The sequence below is a fragment of the Flagellimonas sp. 389 genome (assembly GCF_018449435.1).
Classification (GTDB): domain Bacteria; phylum Bacteroidota; class Bacteroidia; order Flavobacteriales; family Flavobacteriaceae; genus Flagellimonas.
Genome location: NZ_JAHCMU010000011.1, coordinates 1 through 17,420 on the forward strand (window position 1 = coordinate 1; position 17,420 = coordinate 17,420).

A 17,420-nucleotide genomic window follows, 5' to 3' on the forward strand; every position below is an offset into this window, starting at 1 on the left:
TTCTGATTAAGACTTCCTGAAAACGGCCTGCTTAGTTCCGTATCTTGTTCATGGACCACTTATGCAACGGCCACGTTCCATTTCCAAGACTGCAAAAATTTAAAGGAATTCACTTTTACCCAACTTTGGCGATTGTTTTTCCGACAAAGAACATATTTCTTTTTACTTATCTAAAAACCGTTTGGCGTTATTATAAAAAATATCCGCTTTCTGTTCTTTAGTGAGAAATGGGATTTTTTGAATGTTGTTTATCGATAATTCCATAGCATCGGGCCAAACCATTTGATCGGAACCGTACATCAATCGTTTTGTTAGATCACATTCCACTCCATCCATGTTGGTAAGTCCTCGGACATAATTTTGAAACTCATTGTCCGGCATAAGCCAATTTATTAAGGACAGATCGGCATATACGTTGTCAAACATACACATGATAGCTTTGGTTTCATCTAAAAATGGCCATCCAGCATGCATCAGATAAATTTTCAGTTTGGGGTACTTGATGACCAGTTCCTCAATAATTAAAGGGTTGACATATGCTACCCTGAATTTGGGAGCCCATGTCAGGGAAAGATTGGGTTCCCCAAGAGCCATATGTATTCCGACAGGAATTCCGTTAGCCTCCGCGAATTTAAAATAGGGTTGTAAAACACTGTCATTAGGGGTCAATCCTCCGTAGGCTAAGCCCAATTCACCAAAAACCCCAATTGTTCCCTCCTGAAAATTGTTTTTGACTTTTTCCAGTTCCGGTAAGGGATTTCTAGGGTGGTAATAAAGTCCACCCATAAATTGATCTGGACTTCTCTCTTTCCATGCTTTGACATTCTCCAATGGGCCGCTTATCCAAGCTTGTTCTATATTTAAGCGATTCATTTCTTTTAAGGTCAATTCAATGACTTCTTGGTTCGAACTTGCCGTGGGGATTATTTGTGTTGAAGGGTTTGGTGGTATTGGCGATCCATATCTATCATAGCCAAAGGCATGCATATGGACATCAATAATGGGACCATCATAACTTTCGGCCATTGAACAGGAAGAGAATATGAGTGCTACCAATAAGATTTTTAAACGGCACATTAAATTTTCACAGCTTTTAGGTCGATTATCATTGGTCATCTAGTTATTTTCTTGGTTGGTATCCGCTGTTGAACTGCCCCATTCTTGATTACCGAATATATGGACAAGGTGTTTTTAATTTCTTCAAGTGGGTTTTTGTCCAACAGCACCATATCTGCGATTTTACCTACTTCAATAGATCCAAGTTTGCCCTCAACTTCTAGCATTTTAGCTGCATTTAAGGTACCCATTTTAATGATATCCATTGTAGGCATACCACCTAATTCCAAGAGTTGCATTTCTTCATGTAAACTGTACCCAGGCAAAATGAAATCATTTCCGGTATCTGTTCCCAGCACCATGTTCACTCCATTATTAGTTAGTTCAATAAAATCCTCCACTTGAAATTGCACCACTTGTTTCAGTGAGGGATTATCGAAGTCGTAGTACTCCTGAAAGTACTTCATAAATTCCTCGGCCCGGAAAATATAGTCCGTATCATTCATTTTTTCGAATTCCTCGGCTGGATATATTTCTTTTAGACCTTCCACCTCAAACCATTCAGGGTTTTTAGGATACATCATGCTCTTGTCCAACATCAGGGTAGTCACCCATGAGATGCTGTCGCGATAGATTCTTTGAATCAGTTCTTTGTCCTTCTCAAAATCCAAATCCACACCTGTATAATGTAGCAAGTTCTTGATTCCGGCATCAATGGCCATTTGAAGCTCAAGATTATCACTTACGTGGGCGAACACCCTCGTCCCGTTCTTTATAGCCTCTTTGTTGACGTGATTCACAAACTCTTGTGGCATACGTTCCACGTAGGGAGGGTAGGGTCCATCTTCGATCGTCAATTTAATTCCTGAGATAGGATATTCTGAGACCCGCTTTACCAATTCGGAAATTTGCGCAGTATCTTTCATAATGAAGAAAGACTCTCCCTCTATCCACTCACTACTATTATAGGTCTTCACCGGGTGGCTACCTTCAACAATCAAGTGCTGACTTGTGTGGAACACCCTTGGAGCCGGAATTGAATCCTGTGTACCCATACCCCGCATTTGACGAAAATATTCATTCGTGCAGGTGCCTCCCCCGGTTATGAATACCGAGGTGACCCCATAGTGCATGAATCTTGGGAAGTCGCCTTTATAATCTCCGGTATGCGCATGACAGTCAAATAAGCCGGGGATAAGATATTTGCCCTCTCCATTGATCACGTTCTTTTGCTCATTTGATTCAATGGTCACCGTGTCTATTTTGGAAATTTTAGACTCTTTGACGTACACATTGACATTCCTTTGCATATCCTTTCCAGTTCCATCGATCAAATTGACATTTGAGATAACCAAGTCATACTTTGGCTTGCCCTCTTTTTCATTTTTGCAGGAGCCGAGAAGAAAAATCAGCACAAGCAGAAGCATTGAAATATGAAATACTTGAGGTAGGTTTCGAATTCCACGCGTTGGTTTTTTCATTTTAGTCCAATTTTTCGATTGTAAGTTTTTCCAGTTTTTATGTCAATGATGTTGATGCCTTGAAGCAGTAGATTGCCCGTGAGTTCTTTTTTGCACGAGACCAGGGTAACTATAGCAATGAAGAACGGGTATAGATGTTTCATTTTACAGGTGATTTGTAAATCTTTCCATACTTCATCACAAACTCCGCCTTTTCAAGTACGGTAATATCCTCTAAAGGATTTCCCTTCACGGCAATAATGTCTGCCCATTTTCCTTCTTCGATGCTCCCGGCTTTATCCTCGATTCCTATAAGTCGGGCAGCCACTATGGTTGCTGATTTTATGGCATCGATTTCGGTCATTCCAGCTTTGACCATCAGATGAAACTGTTCGGCATTTCTTCCATGCTCGAAAATGGAAGCATCAGTACCAAAGGCCATTTTCACCCCTTGGGTATATGCAATGTTGAAGTTGTCTGAAAGCTTTTGATACATCTCCTGATTGTTCAGGTTTATTTCTTTATCACTGAAATCGTCATTTTTTTCTATCAGCTCATAGTGGGCGGCCAATATATCCATTACCAAGTATACCTTCTGGTTTTTCATTAATTGTATGGATTCGTCATCTAAAAAAGTACCATGTTCTATGGAGGTAACGCCTGCCTTGACGGCATTTTTTATGCCTTCGGCACCATGGGCATGGGCAGCCACCCTTAAACCTCTTTTCTGGGCTTCTTCAACAGCCGCTTGCATTTCTTCGATAGTAAAGGATGCCGCTCCAGGAATTGATTTCGACGTTCCAAAACCTCCGGTTGCGTTAATCTTTATTAAGTCTACGCTATTTTTAATCAATGTTCTGGTTTGTTTCCTGACTTCGTCTTCGCCATCTACGATGTTACCGGGATTGGGTTGAATTTGTAAATGCGGAGCCAACCAGTTTGCCCATGCTCCGTGTCCACCAGTCATGGATAGGGATTTTCCGCTTACATACATTCTGGGTCCTGGAATCCATCCCTTATCGATGGCATCACGTAAAGCAACATCACTGTAAAAATAACCCCCTACATCTCGTACAGTAGTGAAGCCCGCATCTAGTGTTTTTTTAGCATATAGCGTTCCTAAAATACCGTAAGAGGCTATAGCGGTTTCATAGACATCAATAGATTTGTCAAAATAGGGATTCGTTAAATGCGTGTGACAATCTATCAAGCCCGGTAAAATGGTATATTCCGATAAGTCAATAATGTCTTTGTACCGATTCTTATTTGAAGCCTTATCTATTTTTAGAATCTTACTATTTTCAATAACAACGAGCACATCGTTTTTTAATGTACCTTCAACAACATCAATCATTCTGCTGGCTAAAATTACTTTTCGTTCATTTTGCGCAAGAACAGTAGCTGAAACTAATAGTAGTAATATCAATCTAAAAATATACACTTCTTTTTATTTTTTTGCCCAAGCTTGACTTATCAGGTGACTAATCACTTTCCATTCCTCATTTTTCTTTTGAAATACCATTAAGTGATGATTATGTCTGTCTTTCATGGCTGTGCCATTGCTCCATTCTTGTCCTTTGACCACTGTTTTAGAGCGTACTACAGCTATTTCGGGTGTCAAGAAATCAATGTCGTTGTATTGATTTACAGACTTCCCTTTCATTACAAATTCAAAGCCGTAAATTTCAGTTAACAGGGTTTTTAGTTCTTCTTTAGTTTGCATTCTGTCGCCAAAAGCATTCGTCCAATCGACCTTGTCATCATAGTGTTGCACTGTTTTTTCGACATCTCTTTCTTTCCAGCCTTGGGCAATGGTTTTGATGATAGTTTCTATTTGCTGTTTGTCATCTTTGTTTTGCGCTTTTACAAACGTGTTGAGACTGAATGCCAACATTAATAGAAATACATTTTTATTTAATTTGAAGTACATTATTTATATGATTTATAGTGTTATTTTTTTAGAATAAATACTATGTAACCTATGGTCTTATCATTCCACGATTATTTTACGTACCCGATTACCGCCTTCTTCAGTGACATACAAAATATTATCTGAGGTATAGGTTATGCCAGCTGGATTGAAAAATTGTGCAATACTACCATCACCATCCATGTAACCAGCATTATTTGCTAACCCTACCAGCGTAATAACATCATAACTACCGCTATTATTTATAAGCATGCGTATGACTTGATTACTAGTATCGCTAACGTATACATTGCCGTTGTCATCAACGGCAATACCTCTAATGGTGCCTCCAAATTCGGCATCTTGGCCAGGGCCATTTTCTAAACCAATTGAGCCATTCCCGGCAATGGTAGTTACAGCTCCATTCGGTGTTATTTTACGTATGGCACGATTTCCCTGGTCAGCAACATATATATTGCCTTCACTATCAACATCTATAGAATGTGGTAAATTAAATGAAGCAGAAGTCTCTTGACCATCACTAAAACCGGCAGTCCCATTTCCTGCCAGTGTAGTGACCATTCCATTACTAATTTTTCGAATCGCATGATTCACCCGGTCGGCGATATAAATAGTGCCGTCAGTAGCTATAGCTAAACCAGAAGGAGATGCAAACCTAGCATCGGTAAGGTCACCATCTACGAATCCATTAGTACCTGTATTACCCGCAAAAGTTGTAACATCTGCTCCCGCTACGATTTTTCTAATAACATGCGATTGGGAATCGGCAACATATATCTCTCCATTAGAATTGTTATCTATCCCTACCGGACCGCTAAAACCCGCAGCTGTACCAATACCATCTGCATTTGTAGGTCCTCCACCTGCGTAGGTAGTAACGTTTGCATTACCATCTATTGCCCTAATTAAAGAGGTGCCCCTATCACTTACATAAAGGGATCCATCAGTATGCAATACAATATCTGCCGGGATATTGAATCTTGCAGCAGTACCAATACCGTCAGCGGTTCCATTAGCATTGGTAGTAGAACCAGCCACAATTTCTACGGTAACTTCGATGATATTGGTCACATCTACCGTAATGGTTGCTTGGGCAATATTTACGCCATCGGATACATTCACTTGTATGGTGTATTGCGTTTCTGTTTCATAGTCCAATGAATTTCCTAAGGTTATACTCAACTCTCCCGAAGTGGTCAATTCAAAAAGACTATTGTATGCTGTTGGGTCCGCTAATGAAAATTGCAAAGGGTCGTTTTCTGCATCTGTTGCCGTAATGATTCCGATAACCACGGTGTCATCGATATTTTCAGCGACACTAAAGGAAACATCACCTACAGCAGGGGGAGCATTCTCATCGACATCTGTCAAAGTAATCTTAACTTCTGCAGACTCGGAGAAATTACCACTTGATGCAGAAACAGTGGCCGTTAACTCTGGATGGATTTCATAATCAAACTTTTCTGAATCAAGTACCGTGATTTGACCCGTTGAAGGGTCCATGGCCATGGCATTAGTAGGGCTCTGCGAAGTAATACTAAATGACAATGGATCATTACTTGTGGTTGAAGCCGTCATTGTGAGGAGAACAGTCCCATTGGAAGGGTTTTCCGGAATCGTTAGTGCGGCGTCTTCAATAGTTATCTCGATTACCTTTTCTTCAGGTTTTTCTCCTTCGTCTTTTCCGCATCCCAAAAGGACACTGAAGATTGGAAAAAGGAATAACAAAATATTTGCCTTTGTGGAGTACTTATTAATAATCATACTAAAACGGATTAATTTCTTCTATGCAAGATCAAGACGTTTAAAAAAGTACGGTTTAAACTATGTAACAATTCTTAGCCCATATGTAACACTATGAGGATTTTGCACACGGCTATGGCTAAACCTGTTTGGAGAGGAATTCGGAAGGAAGTGCGCCAAACTCTTCCTTAAACACCCTTGTGAAGTAAGATAAGCTGTTAAAGCCAACAGCATAGGCTGTTTGGGAAGAGGTTTCACCTGATTCCAAGAGCTTTGCCGCTCGATGAAGTCTTTGTTGCCTAATGAGTGCTGAAGTAGATTTTCCAGTCAATGCCACTAGTTTTCTATGCATTTGCATTCTGCTGATACCTATTTGAGCGCATAGTTCTTCTACATTGAAATCTTCATTGTGCATACCATCTTCAATGGTGGCAATTACTTTCTTCATGAAGATTTCATCAACGCTTGTGATGACGATATCCTTTGAGTTCAACGTAGAGATTTTGCTGAACTTTTCCTTTAGTTTTTTTCGTTGTGCGAGCAAGTTTTTGACACGGACCTTCAACTCATCAGCGTTGAATGGCTTGACGATATAATCATCGGCTCCTGAATTCAAACCGTATAGTTTATCCGTCTTATCGGCTTTGGCGGTCAATAAAATAATAGGGATGTGACTGGTGAGTTCATTTTCCTTGAGGGTTTGACATAGTTCGAACCCATCCCTCTTCGGCATCATAACGTCGCTCACGATCAGGTCGGGCAGTTTCCCGAGCGCAATATCAAGGGCTTGTGATCCATCATGGGCTTGGAGGAGTTGATAGTCCGATCCTAAAATTTCAACAATGTGATCGGACAGTTCTTGGTGGTCCTCTACAACAAGTACGATCTCAGCTGAATCTGTTTTGGTTTGATGTACTATCTCATTTTCCTCCAATTTTTTCCGCGTGATAATTTTCTTTTCAGAATGGTTGACTGCCGATCGCTCTAATGGCAATGAGACGATGAACGTTGTGCCTTTGTTCAGGGTACTTTCTATTTTAATGGTTCCGCCATGGAGTTCAACGAGCTCCTTGGTCAGTGAAAGCCCTATTCCCGTACCTGAATTCCGATTTTTAGTGGCTTGATAGTATCGATCAAAGATTCGAATTATTTCTTCTTCGGATATTCCAGGGCCCTGATCGGAAACCTTCAAAATTAGTTCTGAATCATATTCGGCCGATAGTTCTACCACAGAATGGTCAGCGGTAAACTTGATGGCGTTGGAGAGTAGATTGAACACTATCTTTTCCAATGCATCACTATCGAATTTCAACCAAAGGGTATCCTTAGGTATAGTGCCCTTCAAGGTAATTTGACGGTTATATGTCAATGAGGAAAAGAGTGACAGTGTGATTCTGAGAAATTTCATGATATCCCCGGATTCCTTGTTTAGCTTATATTCACTGGCTTCAATCTTTGACAGATCCAGCAACTGATTGATGAGCCTCAGTAATCTATCGGCATGTCTTTTGATCAGGTGCCAATCATTGTTTGGACCAGATTGAATGTTCTTATCGATTGTTCCCATAATCAATGTCAACGGTGTTCTGAACTCATGGGATACATTAGCAAACAGTTTTGATTTTAATTGTTCAAAAGCCTTGATTCTATCCGCTTCGTTTTTGATTTTTATGGTTTGTTCCCTTTCCTGGTCAGCTATGGCCTTTGCAACCTTGTTGGCACATAATGATGATATGGTTCTTAAGACACTGAGATGCCGCTGCGTGAAAAAATCTTTTTCTGGATGTTCGGAGTCAATGACACCGATCACTCTTCTATTATATATTAATGGGACAGCAATTTCTGACAATCGATTTTTGTCATCCGCAATATAACGTGGGTCTTGTGAGGTATCACGTATGATTATCGCTTCACCCGTTTTTGCCACATGGCCCACGATTCCTTTGCCCACGGGTATGTCCATCGGTTGAAAAATTTCGAATTCCCCTGGGTTTTTACCGCCATAGGCAGCCTTTTGCACCAAAAGTTGCCGTTGATCATCCAGAAGGTAAATCACGCAGTCAACAAAGCCGAGACGACCAATACAGTTTTTGGCTACGTCCCAAAGGATTTCATCGACCGTATTTTTTCCAAAGGTAGAGTTCGAGAAATAGTTAACGGTTTTTTCTATTTCAACCCGGCTGTCTATCATCAACTGATTCTCTTTTATTTGTAGGTTGTACAGGTAAAAATAGATGGAGCCGATAATGGCGGTCATCAGCAATGTAACGAGAAAATTATAACGGTAGAACCATTGCTGTTCAGAAAGTGAAAGCAACTCAGTGAATGTCTCGTATGCATAAAATTCGAGTGCGAGATAAGTGAGGATATTAAGTGAAACAACTGATATCAGACTGTATCTTTCGCGAAATTCAAACAACAGGACTGCACTAAAAAGTACTGGAATGAGATACAGATACACACCGGAATCCTTACCGAGTGATGAAGAAGCGATGAAGAGATAGATGTGCGATACGGTAAACAACCAAATTTTTGCAAAATGGTGTTTGCCGTAGCTATTGAAAATCCAAGTCACTGATAGTGCGAAAAAGCACAGTAAAGTCAAAAGACCAAAACCAAAATCTTTATCAAAAAAAATAAAAAGATAGGGTAATGTAGTGCCCGTAGCCAAAAGAGTAAACACATTCACCAATCGGGTCTTTCGAGAGTGTTCGAAAGGCATGTGCGCCGCAATTCCCCATTCGATTATCTTAAAGTCTTTTAGTTGCATATCGCAAAGCTATCTGCGATACCCTATAATACAGGTACTGCCTAAGGATTTTAAAGTTAGCGATTTATTGACATAATAAATGCGTAGATGTATTACTGCACTATCATAGCTTACCAATTGCAAGGTATTCATTGCTTTTGGTCTTTTTAGAAAGTCAGTAAAGCTGCAACAGTGGTATAGGTTCTTACAGTGGCGGTGAAAGACCGGAACCTAATTTCAAATGGCATTGTTTGATAAGGTTTCAATATCTTTATGTTTTGTGCCCACCGGATAGGTTCATTTTAAAGAAATCCGGTTTGCTTTACCGTTTGGACAACAATTCAAAAAGAGGACGATTGATGTAATAGTTTGCGGTGCCTATCCGTTCCTTTTGGAGCAATCCATCATCTGCCAACTTGTTAAGATAATTTGCGGCGGTCAATCTGGAAACCCCTAGATCATTTACTACAAACTCAATTTTTGTATACGGATGTTTGAACAGATTGTTCAATAAATCTTGACTATAGAATTTGTAGTTGGACCTAAGTCTGTTTTTGTACTCTTGTATCAAAGTCCTTACTTGTAGGATCAGGGCGATCGTGTTTTTTGAAGTCTGTTCCACTCCCTTGATCATGAACAAAAGCCATTCCTCCCAATTGTTTTCGTCCCTTACTTCTTGTAACAATCTATAGTAATCCGCTTTATGCTCGATTATATAACTGCTCAGATATAGAATGGGAAGCGATTGTAGTTTTTCGAGTATTAGGTATAGGATGTTGATAATTCTTCCAGTGCGCCCATTGCCATCATAAAAGGGATGTATGCTCTCAAATTGAAAATGGATAATCGCCATTTTAACTATGGGGTCATAATCACTCTTTTCAGAATCATTGATGAATTGCTCAAGATTCTTCATCAATCTTTGGATGTCGGTTATATTTTGGGGTGGGGTATAGACCGTTTGACCTGTTTTTGCATTTTTCAAGGTTGTTCCAGGTAGCTTTCGGAATCCGGCATTGTTCTTCTCCAATACTTCTTGGATGGCCAGTATGGTGCGATTGGTCAATACTTTTTCATTCGAAATTAACGAAAAACCCTGTTTCAGGGCGTGTATGTAATTTTGCACCTCCTTGGCATCAATGGGTTTGAATACATTAAGGTTTAATTCTGACTTATATAGATCATCATGAGTGGTAATTATGTTCTCTATTGCAGAACTGTCCTTTGCTTCCTGAAGTGCGAGGGTATTGATAAGGATGCTCTGGTTGGGAATGGTGGACGCAATACCTTTTAGCTCGGCCAAAGCTGCGTGTGCGGAAGGAAGGCTTTTGAGCACAGCTTTTGTTTCTATATCAAAGGCCACTGGCAGTTCGGGTAATATATAATTAACATTTTGGGACACTATGTATAGATTTTTTATTTTATTATACAAAGATAGAGTCTTTTGTATAGAAAATTAAATTTTCTATACATAAAGAAGAAGTAGTGTATAGATTTTAATTGTTCTTATATCAAGTAAAACCTTATTAAATGGGCATAAAATTAATAATTTAAACGACCGACCGGAGGGACTAGAACCGGCCTTTCAAGACCCCAATAAATATAGGCTTTCGAGCATATTAAAAGTTTATGCTCACCGAATAGGTGACTTCTCTGCAAGTTGCTAGCAAAATTACAGAAAAACCACAGTTTTTTTAAGGTTTTTACGCAATTAATTTTGCAATATATTTTTTATATTTCCAATATCCCCCATATAGATTAGAGCCCTCAGATTTTTGCTTTTTACTACTTGACTAGCTAGTAAAATTATTTAACTATGCCAGATACTAGTTCTTTAGGTTACGATAGTACTTTTTTAGGGACCAATTCCAAATTGAAAGTGCCTCTTCCACAGGTGGCCAATATTGGTGTTCATGTATCTATTGATTATCATCATTTTACCACTTGTTTTAATAAACAAAGAAATTTTGCTCTGTACTGTGCATGCAATATTCCCACAAAAACTGAACGAATTAAAGTCGATAGGCCATCCAACTCAAATTTCAAAGAGGAAATAGAGGAATTACAAATTGAAAATCAGATAGGTGAAGACTTTTATAAATGCAACGAAAATGATCACCCAACAATAAGGAATAAAAATCTTTTGGATAGGGGGCATGTAATTCGAAGGGAGTATCCCCAATGGGAAACCAAAGAGATTGCCGAAATAGCCGCAAAGGAAACCTTTCTCTTTGCAAATATTGCTCCACAACATCACTTACTTAATCAAGGCGATTGGAAAGATTTGGAAGATCATGTTATAAAAAAGATGAAGAACAAGGTATCTGTATTCACAGGATGCATTTTTACTGAAGGTGACCCAGTTGCTGTTTATACTGGGGACGAAACGGACAAAACACAAAGTTTTCGTGTACCTACAAAGTTTTGGAAAGTAGTTTACTATTTAAAAGATGCTAACCTTCATCGAATTGCCTTTGTTCTTAGTCAAGAAGTTTCTTTACAGAATTTGGATTTCATTTTTTTTCCAAATAATAGAGTAAGAAGTAAATCATTTGTTAAAGACCCTTTTTCAGATTTAGATGAAGACTTAAAACCTTTCATTGTTGAGGTAGATGCAATTGAAGTAGCTACCGGTTTAGTATTTACTTCCGCTATGGAAAGAATTGAACAAAAATTCAAAAAAAAAGTATTTTTAATGACAGGTGAGAACCAATCAAACTTTGAGAAATATTCAAAGGAAGAATTAGATAAATTCTTGTAATAATAAATTGTAAAATCATGGTAACATACAGAATTGGGGGTAAAGATGGGAAAAAACAAACACTGAAAGAAACCAACGATTTGGTGATTGTTCGGTTTCAAGAAAATGAAGATTTCAATAGCTTAAAACTGGATGACGAAAAAAAATCATTAGTTAATCACCTTATGCTTGTTCATTCATTTCCCGAAGCAAACGTTAATATTTATAGGTGTAGTCCCATGGGAGACAAATCGGCTAAGCAGATTAGAAATCAAGTGAGAAAAATGTCTTCCACTGAAGATGGAATAAAGTTTTCGGGTAGAGTTTTAGTAGATGGGCAAGGAGCAATTTCGGTTTATACTGAAAACATTTTTATAAAATTCTTTGATACAGTCAGTAAATCGAAATACAAAACGCTAATGGAGAAACATGAACTTGAAATAAATAAAGAAGTAGTATATGCAAAGAATGCTTTTTTTGTCAAGTCACGTAAGATTGAAGGGAAAAAGATTTTTGAATTAGCGGAGTCATTATTGGATTTAAATGAAGTCGAGTTTTGTCATCCCGAACTGATAAGACAAAAGAAATACAAGCAAAATATTCACCCTCAACAATGGCATTTAGAAACTACGACTTTCATGTCTAATACTATAGATGAAAGTGTGGAAGTAGCCTCTGCTTGGCAACACACCAAAGGCCAAGGTATTATAATAGCAGTAATTGATGATTCCGTTGATATAAATCATCCAGAGTTTGGAGGAAATGGAAAAATTGTTGGACCAAGAGACATGTGGAATGGATCACCAAATCCTGAACCAACTAGTCCAAGACATAAACATGGTACATCTTGTGCTGGTGTGGCTTGTGCCTCAGGCACGGATTTGGCTTCTGGTGTAGCACCTGAAGCGTTATTAATGCCTATAAAACTTAATGCTAATTTAGGTTCGTCACAGGAAGCAGAAGCCTTTGTTTGGGCTGCCGATAATGGCGCACATGTAATTTCTTGTAGCTGGGGACCACCTGATGGGGATTGGCGTAATCCTAGTGATTCAAACCATACAAATATGGTGTATTTGCCTGACAGCACTCGTTTAGCTATTGATTATGCGGTTTCAAATGGGCGTAATGGTAAAGGATGTATAATTACTTGGGCGGCTGGCAATGGGAGGGAAGATACATACTATGACGGTTATGCCAGTTATGAAAAGGTTCTTGCAATAGCAGCATGCAATGACACTGGTCAACGGTCAGTTTACAGCGATTTTGGTCGTGCTGTATTTTGCGCTTTTCCAAGTGGGGATTTTGCTTATCACTTATTCAATCATCCTAAACCAAAAACTCCAGGAATATGGACAACAGATGTTACGGGCCCACGAGGATATAATCCAGGAGATTTTGGTAGTAACCCATTAATAGGTGACGCTGCCGGTAGCTATACAGCAACATTTACTGGTACTTCTAGTGCTTGCCCAGGTGCAGCTGGTGTTATTGCTTTGATCCTAGCGGTTAATCCTAATTTAGATTTAGAAGGTGTTCGTGAAATTATTAAGAAAAGCTGTGACAAAATTGATCAGGATAATGCTAATTATGATTCTGACGGGCATAGTATCTATTATGGTTATGGCAGAATCAATGCAAGAAGGGCAGTAGAAAATGCCTTACTATCTCTTTGATAATTCAATTTGTCAACGATTTACATTTGTGTGTATGAATGTATGTATGCGGAATGCAACCTCTAGAAGGACAGATGGGAGTTTAGTGCGAAAAGTTAGTTTTAGTTTGTAATGAGTTAAGATTCTAGCATCATTAATTTATTTCTTAGGCTTATACATCTTTTTTTGAATCCAATTCTTTTATGGATTTTCGCTATAGCGAAATCGATATTTTGTAAAGCACTTTTTAGTTTTTGCTTATTCTGATTAGTGTTTTTGTTCAAATATTGATTATTCAAAATTTCAAAGTACTCTAGGAAAACTTCAGTATGTAAATACTCAGGAAATGATGCTTCTTTGTCCTCTTCATCGCTGGATAAAGTTATTAGATTTTTTATCTCTTCTACATGGCCTCTGGCTTGCTTTAAAAGATTTTGGGTTTCAACATCAGGAATTAAATAATTTCTGATACTACCATCCATGTTAGGGAGGTTCTCATAAATGCTCTTGTACCGAGCCACATAACAGAATGCAGTTAAATTGAGCAGTGAAATAAAAAAATGGTTAGCAAAGCTAGTACGTTCGTTTTGCCTTAATTTTTGATATTTGCGTATAGAACTTTCACAAAAAGCTAGTATAGAATTCTCTTTGTCATAATATTCTTCGTAAGACCATTCGTATCTTTCCAAAGTTTTAAATTCATATTTCCAGCAATAGCCATTTAGTGCTAGAGAAAAATCAAATCTTGGGTCATCTGGGAAGAAGTCTCTTGCCCTCATGGAAAGGCTGTAAGCATATTTATATTTTCTAGATCTTCTTGCAGCCCAACAACCGATCGCATAGATATCAGCCAACTTAACGTCTGGAATTTCTATAATGCTAATACTTTTTTGGGATTTTTTCTCTAGAAGAGAATTAACATATGAATAAACAATAAAATTGCTCGAATATCCCCTCTCATTTTCTTTGTACATAATTATTAGCATCAAATAAAGAGAGCATATCAAAACGTCATTAATTGAGTTTTCTTCAACAATGTAATTGGTGAGTTTGTAAAGCTCTGTGCTACTGGGTATTTTCTCGTGAACCACATTTTGTAAAATAGGTAAAATTCGATTGTCAAAAAATCCATGATGAAACAACTGTGGAAAAGCACTGTATATGCTTTCTATAGGATCAGCACCCCGGTCGAAGATTAAATCCTTTTCGTTATCAACTATAAAGTCTATGAACTCTCTAATTAAATTAACATCAATATCCAGAATATTAATATAGTCCTTGATTTTCCCCAGGGTCCACTCTAAACTATCCGAACCAAATTCTTGTAGTAAAAGTTTTTCTCCAAGTCCAAGAGTTTGTTTTAAGCTTTTTTCAATCTCAACAACATCTTTTTTGTCTACCGCACTGTTTAAAAGTTTTTCAAAGTTTTTGATATTGAATATCCCTTTCCTATTTTCTTTTTCTAATTCTTTTCTTTTTTGATAGTGAATTGTAAGATTCTCTAAGATTTCACGTTTTTCTTTTTTTTCATTTTTAATTAGGGAAAAGAGTAGATAATCTCTTCTGTTTTCGCCATATATTATTCTTAGACTATCTGATTTTTGGTCGAATTTGGCAAATACCCTACTCAGTGCTTCAGTTTCTTTCCCTACCATTAAGTTGTAAATTAAAAAACCAAATAACTGGGCTTTTGAACGTATTAATGTCTTAGTCTCATTTAGATTAAAGACGTCTTTCCTATAATCAGAAGTGACTATCTTTTCTTTTATTTTTTTAATATCCTTTGTCCTGGAAGAAACGAAATAGAAGATTCTTTTTTTATTCTGTTTAATAGAGTCTTTGGTAAGAAAATAGGTTTTTAGAAGTGCCCTAATGTCTATTTCTCTGGACTCTTTTTTGTCCAAATCATCATCAAGGATATTATTGACCAAATCAGAATCTATCTCATAGTTAGATAAGATTTCGGCAATTTCATTGTTTTTAAGTCTTCCTTCAAAAGATACTTGTTTAGACATCAATAATCGAAACTTACGCAAGTTGTTTTCATAGTTCCCATTGGAAATAAACTGTAAAAAAGAATATGCTTCGATTATTTTTTTTAAAAATTCTTGGCGATTTCCACTTTTTTCAAAGTTGGAGACATCCTTTAAACTCTCCCTAATTTCTTCAAGATTTTCACGGTATTTTTCAACTTGCTCTTTAACCTTTTTTTTGTTTGAAGTGCTGTTTAAAAGGATACAAGTTTTTGCTAGTTCTTCATGATAGTCATTTACAAAAATGATTCTTTCCTTATATGCGCTGAAGATATATTCAATTATGAATTGTTCATCAGAGACTCTTCCTAGATTTCTGTTTATGTCAGTATCAAATGGCCTACAATAGGTATCAACTTCATCAGCATCTATTACAAAATAAGGCTCATAACCTTGAACTTTTTGAAGGAAATAGTCTTCAGAAATTTCTTCAATTTCATACTTTGTTAGGCCAGTTAGAATTGAACTATCTGTGTCTCTTTCGCTCAGCATATTTAACCAATAAAAGAATTAATATCCACGAATTGCATTATGTTGGAATTCTCAGATTTTTTCATTGGAATTCCAAGACATTCGTTGATTATATTGATGATTTTTATTTGGAAAGGGTTCCCTTGTAAACTCTGTTCGATTTTATTTATATCTACCTCGGAAAAATTATTAAAAAGAATGGTACAAGAAGATTTATTATTTGACAAATATGTTGTAAAAACAAGTTTATGCTCAGGAGTTAACAATTCGGTTTCTAGAACATGAATAATTATTTCGATAAACCTTTTCTTTCCGACACTCGGGAGATAATCATCAATAAGAAATAGATTGTCTCTATTGCGTATCATGAATCGGACAAGGAGAAAGGAGGTATCACATTTAATTACCTCTTTCGCTGGAAACAATCTGAATAAATCGTCGAGAATATCATAAACATTGCCATAAACATACATACCTTTAAGTTTTAGCATATAGAATGGGTCATCATCTTCTGAAACTGTGATTTCAACTTTCTCGACTGGATTTATTTTATCATTGTAAATCGAATTTAGTGGCACTTTTTCGGGAATATACTTATGCCTGCTTTTGGAATCTAGCCAGCATTTTATTTTAGAATCAGTAAATATTGGTTTTACAAATACAATTTCATTATGAGTTTCCTTTCGGAAATTCAAACATCCGATAAGGGAGAGTCTTTCCGTCATATTTTTATTTTCCCTTTTTCTAGTAAATCAATATACTTTGCAATTCCTTCTGAAATGGTTTTTTTGACTGTAAAATCTATTTCGTCGTCATATACGTGAATAACATCTTTTTCAACTCCGAAATAATCAATTATTTTATCTCGAAAATCATCAGAATTTGGAATGTAACAAAAAATAGGTTCTACGTTCAAAAATCTAACTGGCATATCTGTATGACCTTCTATCACTTTTATTCTTCTATCAAAGTTGAGACAACCAATTTCCTCTAATTCTGCATTTAATTCTTGATATTTATTCGCTGCTTGAAAATAAAGTTTGTGTATTTTCTTTATATATGAAAAATTAAGCCCTGTTTTTTCCTTTACTTTTCCATTAAGGTAATTTAGATTGTCTCCGAAAAAACATTTAATATGAGAATCTAGATAGTTAATTGAATTTTGCCTCTTTGCGTTATCACTTAAAACATATTTCTTTTTAAAGTCATCAGGATTAAAGTTCTCAAAACCAGTTTTAAAGACACTCTTTTTTTTGAAAATGAATTCTAGCACTCCGGTATCCGTTGGTGACCAATCTAAATCTTTATAAAGATTGAGGTTGTGTTTAGACTTAAAAACCATTATGCATGGATACTCCATAGACTTTTTAAAAAAAACGGGTAAGCCATAATAGAAGAAAAGCACTGGTTTGTTAAAAATTTTGTCATCATTAACTGGTTTTATTCCTTTTTCTTCCATCATTTGTTCCAAAAAGGCATAATCCGTATTATGAGTAAGTGGTAGTACTTCGATTTTGTCTAAACTGGTAGGACTGTCTTTGTAACAATCCCAAAGGTTTTCAATTGCAGACATAAATGTTTTGGTT

The 17,420-nt window shown here is 37.1% G+C and carries 13 protein-coding genes; 2 read left to right on the forward strand and 11 right to left on the reverse strand.

The window, feature by feature from the left end:
- Window positions 1-162: 162 nt before the first annotated feature.
- From KIM67_RS10645 to KIM67_RS10680, 8 genes are all read right to left on the reverse strand, one after another.
- Window positions 163-1,116, reverse strand: coding sequence for an amidohydrolase family protein (locus KIM67_RS10645; protein ID WP_213831317.1), 954 nt, complete (start codon window positions 1,114-1,116; stop codon window positions 163-165).
- Complete coding sequence (locus KIM67_RS10650) at window positions 1,113-2,537, reverse strand: amidohydrolase family protein (protein ID WP_213831318.1); 1,425 nt, start codon at window positions 2,535-2,537, stop codon at window positions 1,113-1,115. The genes KIM67_RS10645 and KIM67_RS10650 overlap by 4 nt, the downstream gene beginning before the upstream one ends.
- The gene (locus KIM67_RS10655; protein ID WP_213831319.1) at window positions 2,534-2,680 is read right to left on the reverse strand and encodes a hypothetical protein; all 147 of its coding nucleotides are present in this window, start codon (window positions 2,678-2,680) and stop codon (window positions 2,534-2,536) included. Before KIM67_RS10655 ends, KIM67_RS10650 begins: the two co-directional genes overlap by 4 nt.
- On the reverse strand, window positions 2,677-3,870 hold the full coding sequence (locus KIM67_RS10660) for an amidohydrolase family protein (protein ID WP_213831320.1): 1,194 nt from the start codon (window positions 3,868-3,870) through the stop codon (window positions 2,677-2,679). The genes KIM67_RS10655 and KIM67_RS10660 overlap by 4 nt, the downstream gene beginning before the upstream one ends.
- A gap of 93 nt (window positions 3,871-3,963) precedes the next feature.
- Window positions 3,964-4,446, reverse strand: coding sequence for an SgcJ/EcaC family oxidoreductase (locus KIM67_RS10665; protein ID WP_213831321.1), 483 nt, complete (start codon window positions 4,444-4,446; stop codon window positions 3,964-3,966).
- Window positions 4,447-4,506: 60 nt separating this feature from the next.
- The gene (locus KIM67_RS10670) at window positions 4,507-6,210 is read right to left on the reverse strand and encodes a hypothetical protein (protein WP_213831322.1); all 1,704 of its coding nucleotides are present in this window, start codon (window positions 6,208-6,210) and stop codon (window positions 4,507-4,509) included.
- A gap of 118 nt (window positions 6,211-6,328) precedes the next feature.
- Window positions 6,329-8,959, reverse strand: coding sequence for an ATP-binding protein (locus KIM67_RS10675; RefSeq protein WP_213831323.1), 2,631 nt, complete (start codon window positions 8,957-8,959; stop codon window positions 6,329-6,331).
- A gap of 301 nt (window positions 8,960-9,260) precedes the next feature.
- Window positions 9,261-10,340, reverse strand: a complete 1,080-nt coding sequence (locus tag KIM67_RS10680; RefSeq protein ID WP_213831324.1) for a Fic family protein — start codon at window positions 10,338-10,340, stop codon at window positions 9,261-9,263.
- 414 nt (window positions 10,341-10,754) lie between these two features.
- Between KIM67_RS10680 and KIM67_RS10685 the strand changes: the two genes are divergently transcribed.
- Window positions 10,755-11,699 carry a DNA/RNA non-specific endonuclease gene (locus KIM67_RS10685; RefSeq protein ID WP_213831325.1) on the forward strand — a complete coding sequence of 315 codons (945 nt, stop codon included), beginning with the start codon at window positions 10,755-10,757 and terminating at the stop codon, window positions 11,697-11,699.
- A gap of 17 nt (window positions 11,700-11,716) precedes the next feature.
- Window positions 11,717-13,351, forward strand: a complete 1,635-nt coding sequence (locus KIM67_RS10690) for a S8 family serine peptidase (RefSeq protein ID WP_213831326.1) — start codon at window positions 11,717-11,719, stop codon at window positions 13,349-13,351.
- Between the two features lie 116 nt (window positions 13,352-13,467).
- Here the strand turns inward: KIM67_RS10690 and KIM67_RS10695 are convergent, their stop codons facing one another.
- The 3 genes from KIM67_RS10695 to KIM67_RS10705 are packed head-to-tail and all read right to left on the reverse strand — an operon-like array spanning window position 13,468 to window position 17,407.
- Window positions 13,468-15,855: a hypothetical protein gene (locus tag KIM67_RS10695; RefSeq protein WP_213831327.1), complete on the reverse strand. Its 2,388-nt coding sequence runs from the start codon at window positions 15,853-15,855 to the stop codon at window positions 13,468-13,470.
- A gap of 2 nt (window positions 15,856-15,857) precedes the next feature.
- Window positions 15,858-16,559, reverse strand: a complete 702-nt coding sequence (locus KIM67_RS10700) for a hypothetical protein (protein ID WP_213831328.1) — start codon at window positions 16,557-16,559, stop codon at window positions 15,858-15,860.
- Complete coding sequence (locus tag KIM67_RS10705) at window positions 16,556-17,407, reverse strand: hypothetical protein (protein WP_213831329.1); 852 nt, start codon at window positions 17,405-17,407, stop codon at window positions 16,556-16,558. Before KIM67_RS10705 ends, KIM67_RS10700 begins: the two co-directional genes overlap by 4 nt.
- Window positions 17,408-17,420: the final 13 nt, after the last annotated feature.